This is a genomic window from Bradyrhizobium sp. DN3 (assembly GCF_041357655.1).
Classification (GTDB): domain Bacteria; phylum Pseudomonadota; class Alphaproteobacteria; order Rhizobiales; family Xanthobacteraceae; genus Bradyrhizobium.
In genome coordinates this window covers 142952-157059 of sequence record NZ_JAULLN010000015.1, presented here as the reverse complement: position 1 = coordinate 157059, position 14108 = coordinate 142952, and the positions used below count along the sequence as shown (strand labels likewise).

Annotated in this window: 16 protein-coding genes and 1 tRNA gene; 7 read left to right on the top strand and 10 right to left on the bottom strand. The window is 65.2% G+C overall.

Annotated elements, in window-relative coordinates; translation table 11 throughout:
• The first annotated feature begins 55 nt into the window (after window positions 1-55).
• From AAE027_RS22610 to AAE027_RS22600, 3 genes are read left to right on the top strand one after another with little or no spacing between them, the layout of a single operon-like run.
• Complete coding sequence (locus AAE027_RS22610) at window positions 56-484, top strand: DoxX family protein (protein ID WP_370989548.1); 429 nt, start codon at window positions 56-58, stop codon at window positions 482-484.
• Window positions 485-499: 15 nt separating this feature from the next.
• Window positions 500-961, top strand: a complete 462-nt coding sequence (locus tag AAE027_RS22605; RefSeq protein ID WP_370989547.1) for a DsrE family protein — start codon at window positions 500-502, stop codon at window positions 959-961.
• Window positions 954-1550: a TlpA family protein disulfide reductase gene (locus AAE027_RS22600; RefSeq protein WP_370989546.1), complete on the top strand. Its 597-nt coding sequence runs from the start codon at window positions 954-956 to the stop codon at window positions 1548-1550. The genes AAE027_RS22605 and AAE027_RS22600 overlap by 8 nt, the downstream gene beginning before the upstream one ends.
• 6 nt (window positions 1551-1556) lie before the next feature.
• On the opposite strand, the gene AAE027_RS22595 is transcribed toward AAE027_RS22600, so the two are convergent.
• From AAE027_RS22595 to AAE027_RS22585, 3 genes are all read right to left on the bottom strand, one after another.
• Window positions 1557-2696, bottom strand: a complete 1140-nt coding sequence (locus AAE027_RS22595; RefSeq protein ID WP_370989545.1) for an amidohydrolase/deacetylase family metallohydrolase — start codon at window positions 2694-2696, stop codon at window positions 1557-1559.
• A 141-nt stretch (window positions 2697-2837) separates the two neighbouring features.
• Complete coding sequence (locus AAE027_RS22590; protein ID WP_370989544.1) at window positions 2838-4073, bottom strand: DUF2252 family protein; 1236 nt, start codon at window positions 4071-4073, stop codon at window positions 2838-2840.
• A gap of 162 nt (window positions 4074-4235) precedes the next feature.
• A tRNA-Arg gene (locus tag AAE027_RS22585) sits at window positions 4236-4312 on the bottom strand.
• Window positions 4313-4457: 145 nt separating this feature from the next.
• Between AAE027_RS22585 and AAE027_RS22580 the strand changes: the two genes are divergently transcribed.
• On the top strand, window positions 4458-4817 hold the full coding sequence (locus AAE027_RS22580; RefSeq protein WP_370989543.1) for a VOC family protein: 360 nt from the start codon (window positions 4458-4460) through the stop codon (window positions 4815-4817).
• Window positions 4818-4829: 12 nt separating this feature from the next.
• On the opposite strand, the gene AAE027_RS22575 is transcribed toward AAE027_RS22580, so the two are convergent.
• From AAE027_RS22575 to AAE027_RS22555, 5 genes are all read right to left on the bottom strand, one after another.
• Window positions 4830-5786 (bottom strand): tripartite tricarboxylate transporter substrate-binding protein, encoded by a 957-nt coding sequence (locus AAE027_RS22575; protein WP_370989542.1) that lies wholly within the window; start codon window positions 5784-5786, stop codon window positions 4830-4832.
• A gap of 143 nt (window positions 5787-5929) precedes the next feature.
• Complete coding sequence (locus AAE027_RS22570; RefSeq protein WP_130213649.1) at window positions 5930-6301, bottom strand: cupin domain-containing protein; 372 nt, start codon at window positions 6299-6301, stop codon at window positions 5930-5932.
• A 27-nt stretch (window positions 6302-6328) separates the two neighbouring features.
• On the bottom strand, window positions 6329-6967 hold the full coding sequence (locus tag AAE027_RS22565) for an RraA family protein (RefSeq protein WP_370989541.1): 639 nt from the start codon (window positions 6965-6967) through the stop codon (window positions 6329-6331).
• A gap of 25 nt (window positions 6968-6992) precedes the next feature.
• Window positions 6993-8510 (bottom strand): AMP-binding protein, encoded by a 1518-nt coding sequence (locus AAE027_RS22560; RefSeq protein ID WP_370989600.1) that lies wholly within the window; start codon window positions 8508-8510, stop codon window positions 6993-6995.
• A gap of 126 nt (window positions 8511-8636) precedes the next feature.
• Window positions 8637-9665 carry an alpha/beta fold hydrolase gene (locus AAE027_RS22555; RefSeq protein WP_370989540.1) on the bottom strand — a complete coding sequence of 343 codons (1029 nt, stop codon included), beginning with the start codon at window positions 9663-9665 and terminating at the stop codon, window positions 8637-8639.
• Between the two features lie 208 nt (window positions 9666-9873).
• Between AAE027_RS22555 and AAE027_RS22550 the strand changes: the two genes are divergently transcribed.
• Window positions 9874-10491, top strand: coding sequence for a hypothetical protein (locus AAE027_RS22550; protein WP_370989539.1), 618 nt, complete (start codon window positions 9874-9876; stop codon window positions 10489-10491).
• Window positions 10492-10896: 405 nt separating this feature from the next.
• On the opposite strand, the gene AAE027_RS22545 is transcribed toward AAE027_RS22550, so the two are convergent.
• The gene (locus tag AAE027_RS22545) at window positions 10897-11904 is read right to left on the bottom strand and encodes a 2-dehydropantoate 2-reductase (RefSeq protein WP_370989538.1); all 1008 of its coding nucleotides are present in this window, start codon (window positions 11902-11904) and stop codon (window positions 10897-10899) included.
• A gap of 164 nt (window positions 11905-12068) precedes the next feature.
• On the opposite strand from AAE027_RS22545, the gene AAE027_RS22540 reads away from it, so the two are divergent.
• The gene (locus AAE027_RS22540; RefSeq protein ID WP_370989537.1) at window positions 12069-12635 is read left to right on the top strand and encodes a YidB family protein; all 567 of its coding nucleotides are present in this window, start codon (window positions 12069-12071) and stop codon (window positions 12633-12635) included.
• Window positions 12636-12663: 28 nt separating this feature from the next.
• The gene (locus tag AAE027_RS22535) at window positions 12664-12936 is read left to right on the top strand and encodes a GlsB/YeaQ/YmgE family stress response membrane protein (protein ID WP_206732771.1); all 273 of its coding nucleotides are present in this window, start codon (window positions 12664-12666) and stop codon (window positions 12934-12936) included.
• A 157-nt stretch (window positions 12937-13093) separates the two neighbouring features.
• Here AAE027_RS22535 and AAE027_RS22530 read toward each other — a convergent pair whose 3' ends face one another.
• A complete protein-coding gene (locus tag AAE027_RS22530) occupies window positions 13094-13879 on the bottom strand; it encodes an SDR family NAD(P)-dependent oxidoreductase (RefSeq protein WP_370989535.1) in 786 nt (261 codons plus the stop codon).
• Window positions 13880-14108: the final 229 nt, after the last annotated feature.

Genomic DNA, 14108 nt, shown 5'->3' with positions numbered 1-14108 from the left:
AGAATAAGGAAACTATCAAATGGTGGCCACCCTCACATCCCCCTGGAGAACCACCATGTCCACCACCATCATCGAGACCGCCGTCCCCGGCCGTGCTTTGCGCATCGGCCTCTGGGTCGCGCAGGTCCTCCTCGCCTTCGTCTTCATCTCGGCGGGGCTGGTCAAGCTGACGACACCCATTCCCCAGCTTGCGGCGATGATGCCCTGGGCCGGCCAATATTCCGAAACGTTCGTTCGCGCGATCGCGCTGGTCGATCTCGCCGGCGGGATCGGCATTCTGCTGCCGGCCCTGACACGGATCCTGCCGCGGCTGACCGTGCTGGCCGCGCTCGGCTGCGCCGTGTTGCAGGTCATTGCGCTCGTCTTCCACCTCTCGCGCGGCGAGGCTCCGATCGCGCCGCTCAACGTCGTCCTGCTGGCGCTCAGCCTGTTCGTGCTGTGGGGACGCAACAGCAAGGCGCCGATCGCACCGCGTCAGTTCTGACCGGTCGCCACAGCCATGATCTCAGCCAACGGATGGTCCCGCAGGGGGCTGCTCGCCGGCGCATCAATCCTCACGGCCGGCGGCACCGCCGCGGCCAAGGAGGATCGTCTCGTCGACGGCGTCGTGATCCTGATCGACAGCAACGAGCCCTACGTCATGGGACACGCGATCAGTTATTCCGCCAATCTCTCCAAGCATTTTGCCGAGAGGGGTGCGAGATTGCTGATCGAGGTCGTCGCCAACGGCAAGGGCATCGACGTCTTCCGGGCCGACAAGACTCCGCTGGTCGAGCCGCTGGCGACGCTAAGACAGTCGCTGTCGAACCTCACCTACAGCATGTGCGCCTCGTCCAAGGCGATCGCGGAGGCCAAGGAGCAGATCTCGATCCCGCTGATATCGGGCGCGAGCCTCGTCCCGTTCGGCATCGGGCGCGTGGTCGACCTGCAACTGAAAGGCTGGGCCTATATCCATGCGTGAGACAGCGCGCGAAGGAGGCTCAGTGCTGTCGCGACGATCGATCCTGATGGCCGCGGCAGCCTCTCTCGCTGTCCCGCATGCAAGCGGCGCGCAGGACAGCTGGCCGCCAGTGTTCGAGGCCGGCCGCAGCCAATTTACTGTGGTGCGGCCCCGCGCGCCGATGCCACAGCTCAGGCTTCAGGACCCGCACGGTCGGGACGCGGTCGTGACGGCCAAGCCGGGCCACATCACATTGGTGAACTTCTGGGCCACCTGGTGCGCAGCCTGCCGGCTCGATCTACCCATGCTCGCAAGTCTGGCGGCATCACGGCCTGACCGGCTCGACATCGTCGCGATCTGCACTGACACCAGGGACCTGCGCAAGATCCGCACATTCCTTGGCGGCCTCGCCGTGCAAAATCTCGCCTGCTATATCGATGCCTATGGCACAGCGGCCGAAGCATCTACCGCGATGTTCTCGCTCGTCGGCATGCCCATCACCTATCTCGTCGGAATGAGCGGCCGCGTCGAGGGCTACATCACCGGTGCGCCCGACTGGCTCTCGCCGGCGGGCGCGCGCCTGCTCCAATTCTATCGCGAGCAGGGCTAGCGATCATCAATTCGGATGCCACCAGCGGCCGCCGATAACGACGCCTTCGGAGACGATCTTCCTGTTACCGATCAGGTGCTCGCCGACGACGTCCTCATAATCGAACTGACCTTGTTTGACCGAGATCAGCGTGGCGTCGCCGACGCTGCCCGGCTTGAGGCTGCCGAGCTCCGGGCGCCGCAGCGCCATCGCCGCATTCACCGTCGAGGCGGCGATCACATCCGGCAGCTCCATGCCCATGCACAGGAATTTCGACATGGTCGTGACTTGGTCATAGGCGGGACCGTCGATGCACAGCATGTGGATGTCGGAGGAGATCGTGTCCGGATAGAAGCCGTTGGCGAGCATGGCGCGCGCGGTCTTGAACGCGAACGAGCCCTTGCCGTGGCCGATGTCGAACAGCACGCCGCGCTCGCGTGCGTCCAGCACCGCCTTCTTCACCGTGCCCTGCGCGGTCGCCGGCGTGTTGGGGAACGGCCGGAACGCGTGGGTGAGCACGTCGCCGGGACGCAGGCGCGCCAGCACCTCCTCATAGCTCGGCGGCGGATGATCGATATGCGCCATCAGGGGCATGCCGACCTCGTCGGCAACCTGAAGCGCAATGTCGAGCGGCACCGTCCCCGATGTGCCCGAGGAATGCAGGCCGACGCGCACCTTGATGCCGACGATGAGGTCGCGGTTGGCATCGGCCACCTTGGCGGCATCGACCGGATTCATCAGTCGCAGTTCCTCGCTCTCGCCGACCATGATCCGGTGCGAGAAGCCGAAGATGCCGGCATGCGAGACGTGCAAATAGGCAAGGATGCGGACCTGGCTCGGCTCGATCACATGCTTGCGGAAGCCGGCGAAATTGCCCGGCCCCGCGCTGCCGGTGTCGATCGCCGTGGTGACGCCGGAGAGGCGGCAGAATTCCTCGGCATCGATGCCGAGCGAGGTGCCGCCCCAATAGACATGGGTGTGGAGATCGATCAGCCCCGGCGTGACGATGTATTTCGAAACGTCGCGCACATCCGTGCCGGGATCCGCCTTGAGTCCTGTGCCAATGGCGGCGACCTTGCCACCGGCAAAGGCGACATCGGTCACGGCATCGAGCTTCTGGGACGGATCGACCACACGGCCGCCGCGCAGGATCAAGTCGAAAGGCATTGTGGTCTCCGGAATTGTGGCCAGGCATTGCAGATGGCGGCCGTGCGACCTTAGTCGCCGTCCTGCCTATAGCAAATCTTGTAGCAAATCTTGCACCAACCGGGCAAAGCGCGGAGGTGATCGGAGCCCGCCGCTCGCCGGTCAACCGTTTCTGCGCCACTCCTTGAAATCATCTTCGACGAATGCGGCGGCGGCCTTTGCAGCAGCATGCAGCCAATCGTTGTCGCGTTTAATCAGGTCTGCGGCGATCGTGGTCGATGCGCCTGCCGTCGCGGCGTGAATGGCGCCGATGTCAAAGCCCATGACGTTGAGCAGATCGAGCTCCAGGCTCATGTTCGCGTGATCCCCGAGATTGATCTTGCGGGAGTCGGGCGCAAGGCGCCGGATCACGAAGCCATTTTGGCGTTCGAGCACGAGATGTGGATCGGGAGCTCGATACGAACCTTTTGCGAGGTCGAGAAAGCGCAGCTTGCCTTTCCGATCATGCGCCCAATCCCAGGCCGACGGCACCAGCGCCTTAGCTTCCCTGACGATTTGGCCGCCGCACCAATCGGCAATGGCGAGGAATCGCGGCCGGCCCAAGCTGCCGACACCTGCCACGCGCGTCGCGAAGCGATCGAATGCGGCATCGGGCGGTAATTTCTTGCGGAGTGTTGCGGCAACAGCAGACGGTGGCTTCGCTCGCGGATATTTCTCCACGTCGCCCCAGAACTCATGGCGTTCGTCGTCGGTGCATGTCACGTAAGCGCGCATCCAGCTCGCCTGCTCATCCAGGAGCGAGGGCCGCGGTTGTTTGAGACCCTTCTTGTAACCATCGAGAATCGCCTTTGCGGCGTCACCATTGCCGACGTGGGTCATGGCCCTCGCCTTCTTTTTCTTGGCCTTTGGCGCGAGCCGGGCGCTTGTCGCAAGGCGCACGAGGTCGAAGGGATAGGCAATGCTCGCGGCCTCGTCGAAATCGTTGACGCCCCAGACGAGGCGTCCCTCCGCGTCGCGCCAAGTCCCGAAATTTTCGATATGGGTGTCCCCCACGGACGGCACGCGCGGCGCGTCCGTCAACTCCGGGCAGAGCGCTTCGATAGACCTGGCCCAGCGGAAGAAGGTTGCACGAAGGAAGACGAACGGGTCGTCCTTCATCTTTTTGTGCTTTTCGTCGAGGTCGCGCTCGACGACCTTGCATTGGGAACGCAGCCAGCGCTCGAACTCTCTATTGTCGTCCAGAAATGAACGCGGCCCGATCCCGCCGCGGCTATTTGACTTCTGCTTGATCACCGCCAGAACTTTCCAAAAAGAATGATGATGAGCGAGTTCGCGGAAATGATTGCGGGCTGTTTCGCTATGAACAGGCGTCCAGATATTCAACCGCAGAGCGAGCACGATAGACCCGGCGCTATTTTCGCGCTAGTCGGATGATGTTGCGTTGCAATTGGCCCCCGCAGGGTCACAGCAAGCGAACGCGAGGGCGAAACTAAAAGATAGGGAATATGCGCGCGAGCCCACCCAGCATCTGGCGAGCAATACGTTAAGTATCTGAGATTATGGCGATCCCGGGAAGACTCGAACTTCCGACCTACGGTTTAGGAAACCGTCGCTCTATCCGGCTGAGCTACGGGACCGCGGAACCCGAACGCTGCGGGTTCGGTCCCCTCTTAGCAGAGCAGGATGCCGTTCGCCAGCCGCATCGCGGGCCCAGATTGTCGTCAAGGAAAGCGAGGCGGCTGTACAATCTCCTCCCGGATCCCTCTCTGCGGAGCAGCCCACATGATCGAAAGCATCAGCGCCATCACGCTCGGCACGCACGACATGGGGCGTGCCGTGCACTTCTATCGTTCGCTGGGGTTCGAGCTCCTCCATGGCGGCGAAGCCGCAGCATTTACCAGCTTTCGCGCCGGGACCGGCTATCTCAACCTGACGGCGCAGCCGGACGACAAGCGCTGGTCCTGGTGGGGCCGTGTCATCTTCTATGTCGCCGATGTCGATGCGACCTTTGCGCAGGCGCGCGCCGCCGGATGGCAGCCGTCGACCACGCCGCGCGATGCGGAATGGGGCGAACGCTATTTCCATCTCACCGACCCCGACGGCCATGAGCTCAGCTTCGCACGCCCCCTGCGCGGGCCATGAAACCGCGCTCGGCTACGCCCTGATATTGTTGTCCCTGACCACCTTGCCCCAATAGGCGACCTGCTTGTCGAAGAAGGTCTTGAAAGCGGCGCCGCCTTCGAGCAGCAACGTCATGTGCTGCGTGTCCGTGAGCTGAGCGGCGGTCGCAGGCTCGCTCAGGATCTCCTTGGAGGCCGTGGCCATCGCAGCCACGATGTCGGGTGGCGTGCCCGCGGGCGCGAAGATGCCCCACCAGGCAAGCGTCTCGAAATCCGGAAAGCCTGCCTCGATCGCGGTCTGCGTGTCCGGCAAGGCCGGCAGCCGCGTGCGGCCGAGCTGCAGGATCGGCCGCAGCATGTTGGTGCCGAGCTGGGCTGCAACCAGCGCCGCCGATCCCGCGATGAGATCGACATGGCCGCCGAGCACGTCGTTCATGGCCGGCCCGCCGCCACGATAGGGCACGTGCATGATCTCGACGCCGGCCTTGCTGCCGAGCACGGTCATGGCGAGATGGCCGAGCGTGCCGATGCCGACGGAGGCGTATTTCACCGCACCGGGGGACGCCTTGCAGGCCGCCACCACGTCCGCGAAGCTCTTATAGGGACGGCCGGCGCCCGCGGCGATCACATAAGGAGCGGTGCCCACCAGCAGGACCGGCATCAGCTCGCGCTCGACGTCGACCGGCGGCTTGTCGAGGATGGCCGGGATCACTGCGTGGGAATCGAATGTCACGAGGAACGTCGAGCCGTCCGCCGGGCTCTTGGCGACCTGTGCCGCACCGAGCGCGCCGGCGGCGCCCGACTTGTTCTCGACCACGACGATGCGGCCAAGCTTGGTTTGCAGATTGGACTGCAACAGCCGCGCCATGGCGTCGGTCGATCCGCCCGGCGGGAACGGCACCACCAGCGTGATCTTGCCGGCCTGCGCCGCTGCCGGCGCCATTGCGAGAATGGCCGGTGCGGCCAAGAGCGTGCGTCGTGTGATCGTCATGGTCCCCTCCCTTTGATCTTTGCGCCCCGCTTTTGCTCGTTGGCGCTAGAGCATGATCCGGACCCGAAGGGCCGCGTTAGTGCAAAGTGCGCAGCGGTTTTCCGAAAGATCACGCTCAAGAGAATAACCTAAGCGCGAAGCGCTTAGGTCGTCCCGAAGCCCGACCCCGGTTTTCTGTATTCTGGCCGCGGCGGGCTGAAGATGTCCAGCACGCGGGCGCCGTCGGGGCCGGCGCGCATGGTGTGCGGCACATTGCCAGGCGTGCGCCAGAAATCGCCCTTCTTCACCGGGATCTCCTCGTCGCCCTGGACGCGGACGGCGGAGCCGTCGAGCAACACACCCCATTGCTCCTCGGGATGATGATGCAGCGTGCCCTGCGCATGCGGCGCCAGCGTCACCACCGACAGCATCGCCTGCTCGCCCGAGAAGATGCGCGTGGTCACTCCCGCCGCGAGCTCGCGAAACAAGCCGTCGCTGGGATTATCAATGTTATGGAATTCGTCCTTCTGGCTCACGCCATCCTCCCCTTCGTTCTCGCCTGATCAGGATTTTCCATACGAGCCCTGGTAACGGCCCTCCCGGATCGCCTTCAGTGTCTCCTCTTCGCGCGCGACCTGGGTGCGGACGGCTTCGAGCAGCGCGGCGGCACCCGCGGCGGGAAACGACACCACGCCGTCCTCGTCGCCGACGACGATGTCGCCGGGCACAATCACGCTGCCGCCGATCGTCACCGGCACGTTGATCTCGCCGGGACCGTTCTTGTAGGGGCCGCGGTGGATCACGCCGCGGGCGTAGCAGGGAAAGTCATCGGCTGCGAACGCCGCGACATCGCGGATCGCGCCGTCGATGACGTAGCCCTCGGCTTTGCGCCATTGCGCGATGTTCTTCATGATCTCGCCGACCAGGGCCCGGGTCTCGTCGCCGCCGCCGTCGACCACGATGACGTCACCGGGACCGACCAGCTCGAGCGCGCGATGGATGGCGAGATTGTCGCCGGGACGGGTGCGCACGGTGAAGGCCGTCCCCACCAGCTTGCCGCCACGGTGATAAGGCTTCAGCCCCACCGCGCCCGGCAACCGGGCGAGATTGTCTGAAATGACGGAGGTCGGCGCACCGCGGAAGCCCTCGATGATGTCAACGGGCGGCTTCGGCACGCTGTTGGCAGCGATGGTGATGGTCATCTCGTCAGTCCTTCCGTGATGTGTCTCAGTCGGCGTGCGCTCGCGCCTTGGCCGGCCAAATCCGGAAGGCGCGCCCCTGCTTCATCCACGCCGCGCGCTCGTCGCGCAACAGGGTGCGGCGGACTTTTCCGGAATCATCGCGCGGCGGGGCGCTGACGATCTCGAAGCTCTCCGGATGCTTGTAGCGGCTGAGCCTGTCCCTCAAAAACTCCGCCATGCCGTCGGCGAGCGCCTGACCGTCCACGCCCGGCTCCGGCTCGATGATGGCGTGGACACGCTGGCCCAATTCCGGATCGGGCAATCCCACTACGACGCAGGAGCGCACGCCGGGGCAGGCGGAGACGGCGGCCTCGACCTCGGCCGGATAGATGTTGGCGCCGCCGCGCAGCACCATGTCGGCGAGGCGGTCGCCGAGATAGAGATAGCCTTCCGCATCCAGCCGGCCGATATCGCCGAGCGATTCCCAGCCGTCGGCGCGGCGCTTCGGCTCGGCGCCGAGATAGTGATAGGTGGCGTCCTTGCCGTCATTGTTGAGGAAATAGATCTCGCCGGTTTCGCCCGGCGCGACGTCGTTGCCGTCCTCGCCGATGATGCGAAGCTTCGCCATGTCGCCGATCTTGCCGACCGACCCCTTGTGCGTCAGCCATTCCGTACCGGAGATGACGCAGGAGCCCTGGCGCTCGGTGCCGCCATAGAGCTCCCAGATCCTGTCAGGGCCGAGCCAGGCGATCCAGTTCTCCTTCAGCCAGGGCGGCATCGGCGCTGCCATGTGAAAGACCGTCTGAAGACTCGACAAATCGTAAGCATTGCGCACGCTCTCCGGCAGCGCCCAGATCCGGTGCATCATGGTCGGCACGAAATTGACCCATTGCACGCGCTCGCGTTCGATCTGCCGCAGCGTCTCCTCGGCGTCGAACTTGACGAGGCCGGTGAGCTGGCCGCCCGTGAACAGCGCGTAATGCGACACGATGAACGGCGCATTGTGATAGAGCGGACCGGGATTGAGCAGCGAGACGCCGAAGGGGATGTTGAGCGGCGGCGCGGCCACCGTGTCGGTCACCGCCGGATGGTGATCGAGGATCACCTTCGGCCGGCCGGTCGAGCCGCCTGAGGTCATGGCCTTCCAGTAGCGCGCCACCGGCGGATCGAGCGGCTCGTCCGAAAAACCTTGCGGCACGAAATCCGCAGGCAAGCGGTTCGGCGCGTTCCAATCGGCCTCGCCGCCGACCACCAGCGCCGGCTTGAGGATGTCGAGCACCGCGGCGGCTTCGCCGCGCGGCAGCCGCCACGACAGTGAGGTCGGCGTCGCCCCGCACTTCCACACCGCAAAAGACGTCTCGAAAAACGCATTGCTGTTCGGCAATCCGATCGCGACGAAGTCACCGGGCTTGACGCCCCTGGCCATGAACGCCCGCGCGCGCCGGTTGGCGCGGCGCTCGAGCTCGTCCCATGTCAGCGTATCCTGCCCATGACGAACGGCGATCGTGCCGTGTGGTTTGCGTTCAGCGTACCAGCGCGGCACGTCGGACAGGGGCAGCAGCATCAGGCGTTTCCACTTCATCTTCTTGGCGCCGCCTCACGATGAGGCGCTCACGATGCGAAGTGTAACAGCCGGCGCCAAGCCTTCAAGCCGCAAGCCTTCAAGACGTAAGCCTTCAACGCATGCGCATCAGCGCTCCGCGCCGCAGCCCGGACTATCGAACAGTGCCGCGAGCCCGCATGTCGAGGTCAGCATCTTGTCGGCGTCGTGGCCGACGCCCGCGACGGCCCAAACCCGGTGATTGGGCGTGCCGTGGTTGCGCTTGGCCATCGTCTCCGCATAGGCGTGACCGCGGGCGTAGCGCGTGGCCCCTTGCGCCTTCGCCATGCAGCTCTTGTCGAGCGCGGGATGCTCCGGATTGGTGTCGAGGGTGCCGAGCAGATAGATCACCTCGCGCTCGACATAGCGCTGTTCGAGCGCAGCCGGCGCGACGTTCGCAAGATAGGGCGGCCGCTCGTCGATGCCGTATTTCCAATTGTTGTAGCCCGGGCAGGAGGCGGCGATGGCGGGCACCGGCCGCTCGGCGCTGAAATAGGCATAGGACGACGGGTTGGCGACGACGTAGCGGATATCGATGTGCTGGCGCGACAGCGCCGCCTCGCCCTTGCCGGCGATGGCGTAGCGCTGCGCGACCTGGCCGCCGCCGGAATGGCCGACGATCACGACCTGCTTCAGGTTCGGGAAGATGCGCCGGTCGGCGAGCTTTGCCAGGATCGCATCGAGCGCTTCGAACGAGGAGACCGGATTGGGCGCCAGCGCGGCGTCCCCGCCCTCCCATCCCTCCAGCGACCAACGCAGCACATCTGCCGGCAGCTTGTGGGCCTCGACGTCGATCTCCGCCAAGAACTGCGGCACGATCATGAGCGCGCGCTTGCCGTCGTCGCCCGCTGCCACCTGCGCGGTGTGGGCCGAGAGATAATATTCGTCGGCATTGCGCAGCCGTCCATGCAGCACGATGATGGCGCGCGAGATCGCCGGCAGCGGCATCGACCAGTCGCTGGAGAGGTAGAGCGGCAGAATGCCCTGGGCGCCGACCGCGAGCCGCGCGTCGGCAATCGCCCTCACCGGCTTGCGGTTGGGCGCAGCTTCGTCCGCCGCGAAGGCATGGCCGCAAATCAGCACCAGCGCGATTGCGACGAGACCGGCCAACGCTCGCATGACGGACATTCCCCTTCGAATTCAAATCGATAAAAGTCTAAGCACATCATCTGCGCGCGGCTGTGACTCGCGCGCCACGTCAAGCAAAAAATGTCAGCAGCCCAGCCATGAAATTCCCGGGTTCCATGGGTGACAAGCCGGCGATAAAGAGGCAAAAATCCGACTCGACTCGGGGCGGGTTGAGTTTTGCAGGGAATGCTCTCGTAGAATGTCGGTCGTAGTTGCATCGCGTCGTGCGGCGCTTCTCGTTGCCGCAGCAGGATTTTTTCTGCTGACCTTGCCGCATGCCCAGGCGCAATGGTGGAAGCGCGCGCCCGTCGACTTCGAGGAATGCGCCGACGCCGCCGAAAAATCCCCGACCAAGGCTGAGAAGACCGCGGCGCTTGCCGACTGCAACGCCAAATTCGCCGGCCGCCGCAAGGCTGGCGGCGGCTATTCCTATTACGACTTCCTCCAGGATCGCACCTTCGACATCGCCGGGCCGAATCCGACCCCGGAGGAGCAGAAGAAGATCGACGCAGCCTACACCGCCTATCTCGCCAACCAGCGCCGCATTAATGAAGCCGCCCAGGCCACCGCGCGCCAGCAGCGCGAGCAGCAGGAACAACAGGTACAGCAGTTCCAGCAGGTCGCGCTGCGAACCGACATCGAGCGCGTGCCCGTCCCGGTCCAGCGGCCGAAAGTGCAGCAGACTGCCGGCCAGCGAAAGGGCGCGCCCTGCACCAAGGGCTCCTTCTCCTGCGAATGGCCGCGGCTGTCGGAAAGCTTGAACGATTTGAAGAAGTTGTTCAATCCAACGCCGAGCAAGCCGGCGAAGAAGGGCTGAGTTTCGCTGTTTTTGTAACGCTCCGCAGTCGTCCCGGCGAAGGCCGGGACCCATAACCACCAAATTGAGTTTGGCGAAGACTCGTGGTGACCAGTCTCGCGCCCCAACTACTCCCTGGGGTAATGGGTCCCGGCCTTCGCCGGGACGACAGCGGAGGTTGTTGCGCCGAGGCTGGCATCAATTCGCGTGCTTCTTGCTCCGCTTCGGTTTGATCGCCGGCGCATTTGCCGGCGCTGCCGTTGGCGAAGCGCTCAACGCCTTGCGGCTCTCCTGCAAGCGCGCGTCATAGCCCGGAGAGTTCACGACCGTCGGCGGTCTTGCATGAGCGAGCGTCGATGCGCCGCACAGTGCAGCCAGCGCGATCCCAATCGTCAAACAACGCTTCATCGCGCTCCTCCTTCGCACTCACGCTGCCCCCCGAATCTGCTGCGGCGTCAGCCCGGGCGGGCCGTTGCCCGCGGCTTCGGCTTCCTTGATCAGCGCAACAATGCGGCGCATCAGCGGCACATCCACATTGCTTTGCTCGGCCAGCGCGATGACGGCGCCCTGGAGATAGTCGATCTCGGTCTTGCGCCCCTGCTTCAGGTCCTGCCACATCGAGGAGCGCGCTTCGGGATCGATCTTCATCGTGCGTCCCAGGATGGCGTTGAAGATCACGTCGGGCAGCCGCAGCAAGGCCGGCGTCCACCCCATTGGGATCGGCGTTGCCGAGACCGGCGCGATGCCGGCGGCCTTCAGCGCGGCGAGGCCCTCCGCCATCTGGTCGGCGAACAGCCGTCGCCAGTCGCGGTTCGCCAGTTGCGCCGCGAGCGGCATGTCGGACAGCGCGCTGAGCGCATTGTTCAGATTGATGATCAGCTTGCCCCATTGCACGCCGGCGATGTCACGGCTCGCGCGTACCGTGAGGCCGGCCACCGACAGCGCGAGAGCTGTGTTCGCATCGTCCTCACCAACATGGATGTCGCCGGAGGTCGAGCGGTGGAAACGGCCCTCGCCCATCGCGATCACGTTGAACGGCACCATGCCGGCGAGCACGCGCCGATCGCCGAGATGCTCGCGCAGCACCGCGACATTGCCAATGCCGTTCTGAAGCGAGACGATAACGGCGTCGTGCGGCGCATGCTGCGCGATCTGCTCCGCGACATCGGCGGTGTCGGCGCTCTTCACCGTCACCAGCACGATGCCGGCGCTGTGGAAGATCGAAGGATCCTCCGACAACGCGAGCTGGCCAGCACCGAGCTTGTTCTCGGAGCCGTCGAAATCGGTCAGCCGCAGGCCGAACCGCTCGATCTCGGTCTTCACCCGCGGCCGCACCAGCAGCGCGACGCGGCGGCCCGCGGCTGCCAGCATGCCGCCGACGAAACAGCCGATGGCACCGGCGCCGGCCACCACGATCGGTCGATCCGTAACCACTGACCTCGCTCCCTGAATGACCGGCCTTCGATAGCAGAGGCGAGGCCGGCTGCCCATCGCGTCGCGGCCGCCTTGTAACCGTCATGACCGCCCCATATGTTTTCGCCCCGGGGGAGCCTGTCAGCGGCGAGCGCTCGCCGAACGAGACGCCAAAGGAGAGCACCATGGGTCTACTCGACGTCCTCAACGGCATGCAGAACGGCCCGCGCGGCCCCAGCGCGCCCAGCTCCGAGAAATCCTCCGGCGGCATGTCGCCGATGACCATGGCGCTGCTCGGCCTGCTCGCCTGGAAGGCGTTCAAGCACATCACCGCAAACCAATCCGGCACGGCGCCGCAACCGTCGCCGACGCCTGCACCGCCGCCGGTCAACGCCGGCGCGGGCGGTGGCCTCAGCGATTTGCTCAAGGGCGGTCTCGGCGGCCTGCTCGCGGGCGGCGCGGCTGGCACTGTGCTCAGCGGCGGGCTCGGCGATCTCCTCAACCAGCTCCAGCAGAGCGGACACGGCGACACCGCAAATTCCTGGGTTGGCAAGGGCGAGAACAAGCCGATTGCGCCGGGCGATCTCGCCAGCGCGCTCGGCGCCGACCAGATCGACAGCCTGTCCGCCCAGAGCGGCCTGTCACGCGAGGAGCTGCTGTCCGGCCTCAGCCAGTATCTACCGCAGGTGATCGATCATTTGACGCCGGACGGAAGGTTGCCGACCGAGAACGAGCTCTCGGGTCGCATCTGATTGTCGACAAAGGGAGGGGAGCACTGTCATGAGCATGGGCGGCCTGTTGTGGATCATCCTCGTCGGCTTCGTCGCCGGCCTCATCGCGCGCTGGCTCGCACCGGGGCCGAACAATCCGAGCGGCTTCATCCTCACCACCATCCTCGGCATCGCCGGCGCGTTTCTGGCGACCTTCGTCGGCCAGGCCATCGGCCATTACAGCCCCGACCAGGGCGCCGGCTTCATCATGGCCACGGTCGGCGCAGTGGTGGTGCTGTTCATCTGGCACCGCCTGGTGGCCAGCGGCGTGATCAAGGGGTAACGGCATAGGCCGTGGGGCACGCTACCACCCCACACTCCGTCATTGCGAGGAGCCCGCGACAAAATTGCGAAGCAATTTTGCGCTGGTGCGACGAAGCAATCCAGAATGTCTCCGCGGAGAGATTACTGGATTGCTTCGCTTCGCTCGCAATGACGAGCTAAGTAATCAAATGCATCCCCGCATCCATGCGCACGACCTCGCCGGTCATGTTGCTGGAGGCCGGCATCGCGAGGAAGCAGACGAGCTGCGCGATGTCTTCGGCGCTTGAGGCGACCTTGAGCGGCACCTTCGCTACCACGCTGTCGCGCACCTGCTTGGCCCCGGCCTCGCCGCGGCCCTTGGTGAACCAGGGCGTGTCGATGTAGCCGGGGCACACCGTGTTGACGCGGATCAGCGGCGCCAGCGCGCGCGACAGCGACAGCGTCATGGTGTTGAGCGCGCCCTTGCTCGCGGCATAGGCGATCGACGAGCCGACACCGCTGATGCCGGCGACGGAGGACACGTTGACCACCGCCGAGGGGCGCCCCGAGGCCTTGGCGCCGGCCTCGAGCAGGCTGCGCGCTGCGCGCACCATCTGGAAGGGGCCGATGGTGTTGACGCCGTAGAGGCGCTGGAAATCTTCCGCCGACAAGCCATCGAGATCGGCATGGGCAACGTGCTTGGTGGTGCCGGCGTTGTTGACGAGCACGTCGAGCCGGCCCCAACCGGCCGTCGTCGCGACGATCTTGCGGCAATCGTCATCCTTCGAGACGTCGCCCTGCGCGACCAGGACTTCCGCGGCGCCGGCCTTGCGGCAGAGCTCAGCCGTGGCCTCGGCTTCCTTCTGGCTCGAGGAATAGTTGATGACGAGCCGGGCCCCGTTCCGCGCGAGAATTTCCGCGGTCGCGGCACCAAGGCCGGATGCCGATCCCGTCACGATTGCGCACAAACTGTCCTTGGCCATCCTGGTTTCCTTCCCCTGTCTCTGACGTCGGCGCCTTGTTTAGCGAGTTTGCCGCGCCCTGCAAATCGAGCAAACTCCGCTAAGCGGAATTTGCTGATCGCCCATGCCCACGCCGCAGGTTGACCTGCGATCAACGCTTGTCAGGGCCATGGCTTTTTCCGATCATCGGGCGCAAGAAGAACCCGCGCGGTGGCCCACCGGGGGCGGACGCGCCAATGGCAAAACACGG

What these genes read in the sequence shown, in the direction of transcription:
- AAE027_RS22610 (WP_370989548.1), top strand. Translation starts at nt 56, where the DNA reads ATGTCCACCACCATCATCGAGACCGCCGTCCCCGGCCGTGCTTTGCGC.
- AAE027_RS22605 (WP_370989547.1), top strand. Translation starts at nt 500, where the DNA reads ATGATCTCAGCCAACGGATGGTCCCGCAGGGGGCTGCTCGCCGGCGCA.
- AAE027_RS22600 (WP_370989546.1), top strand. Translation starts at nt 954, where the DNA reads ATGCGTGAGACAGCGCGCGAAGGAGGCTCAGTGCTGTCGCGACGATCG.
- AAE027_RS22595 (WP_370989545.1), bottom strand. Translation starts at nt 2,696, where the DNA reads ATGCCTTTCGACTTGATCCTGCGCGGCGGCCGTGTGGTCGATCCGTCC.
- AAE027_RS22580 (WP_370989543.1), top strand. Translation starts at nt 4,458, where the DNA reads ATGATCGAAAGCATCAGCGCCATCACGCTCGGCACGCACGACATGGGG.
- AAE027_RS22575 (WP_370989542.1), bottom strand. Translation starts at nt 5,786, where the DNA reads ATGACGATCACACGACGCACGCTCTTGGCCGCACCGGCCATTCTCGCA.
- AAE027_RS22565 (WP_370989541.1), bottom strand. Translation starts at nt 6,967, where the DNA reads ATGACCATCACCATCGCTGCCAACAGCGTGCCGAAGCCGCCCGTTGAC.
- AAE027_RS22560 (WP_370989600.1), bottom strand. Translation starts at nt 8,510, where the DNA reads ATGCTGCTGCCCCTGTCCGACGTGCCGCGCTGGTACGCTGAACGCAAA.
- AAE027_RS22555 (WP_370989540.1), bottom strand. Translation starts at nt 9,665, where the DNA reads ATGCGAGCGTTGGCCGGTCTCGTCGCAATCGCGCTGGTGCTGATTTGC.
- AAE027_RS22550 (WP_370989539.1), top strand. Translation starts at nt 9,874, where the DNA reads ATGTCGGTCGTAGTTGCATCGCGTCGTGCGGCGCTTCTCGTTGCCGCA.
- AAE027_RS22540 (WP_370989537.1), top strand. Translation starts at nt 12,069, where the DNA reads ATGGGTCTACTCGACGTCCTCAACGGCATGCAGAACGGCCCGCGCGGC.
- AAE027_RS22535 (WP_206732771.1), top strand. Translation starts at nt 12,664, where the DNA reads ATGAGCATGGGCGGCCTGTTGTGGATCATCCTCGTCGGCTTCGTCGCC.
- AAE027_RS22530 (WP_370989535.1), bottom strand. Translation starts at nt 13,879, where the DNA reads ATGGCCAAGGACAGTTTGTGCGCAATCGTGACGGGATCGGCATCCGGC.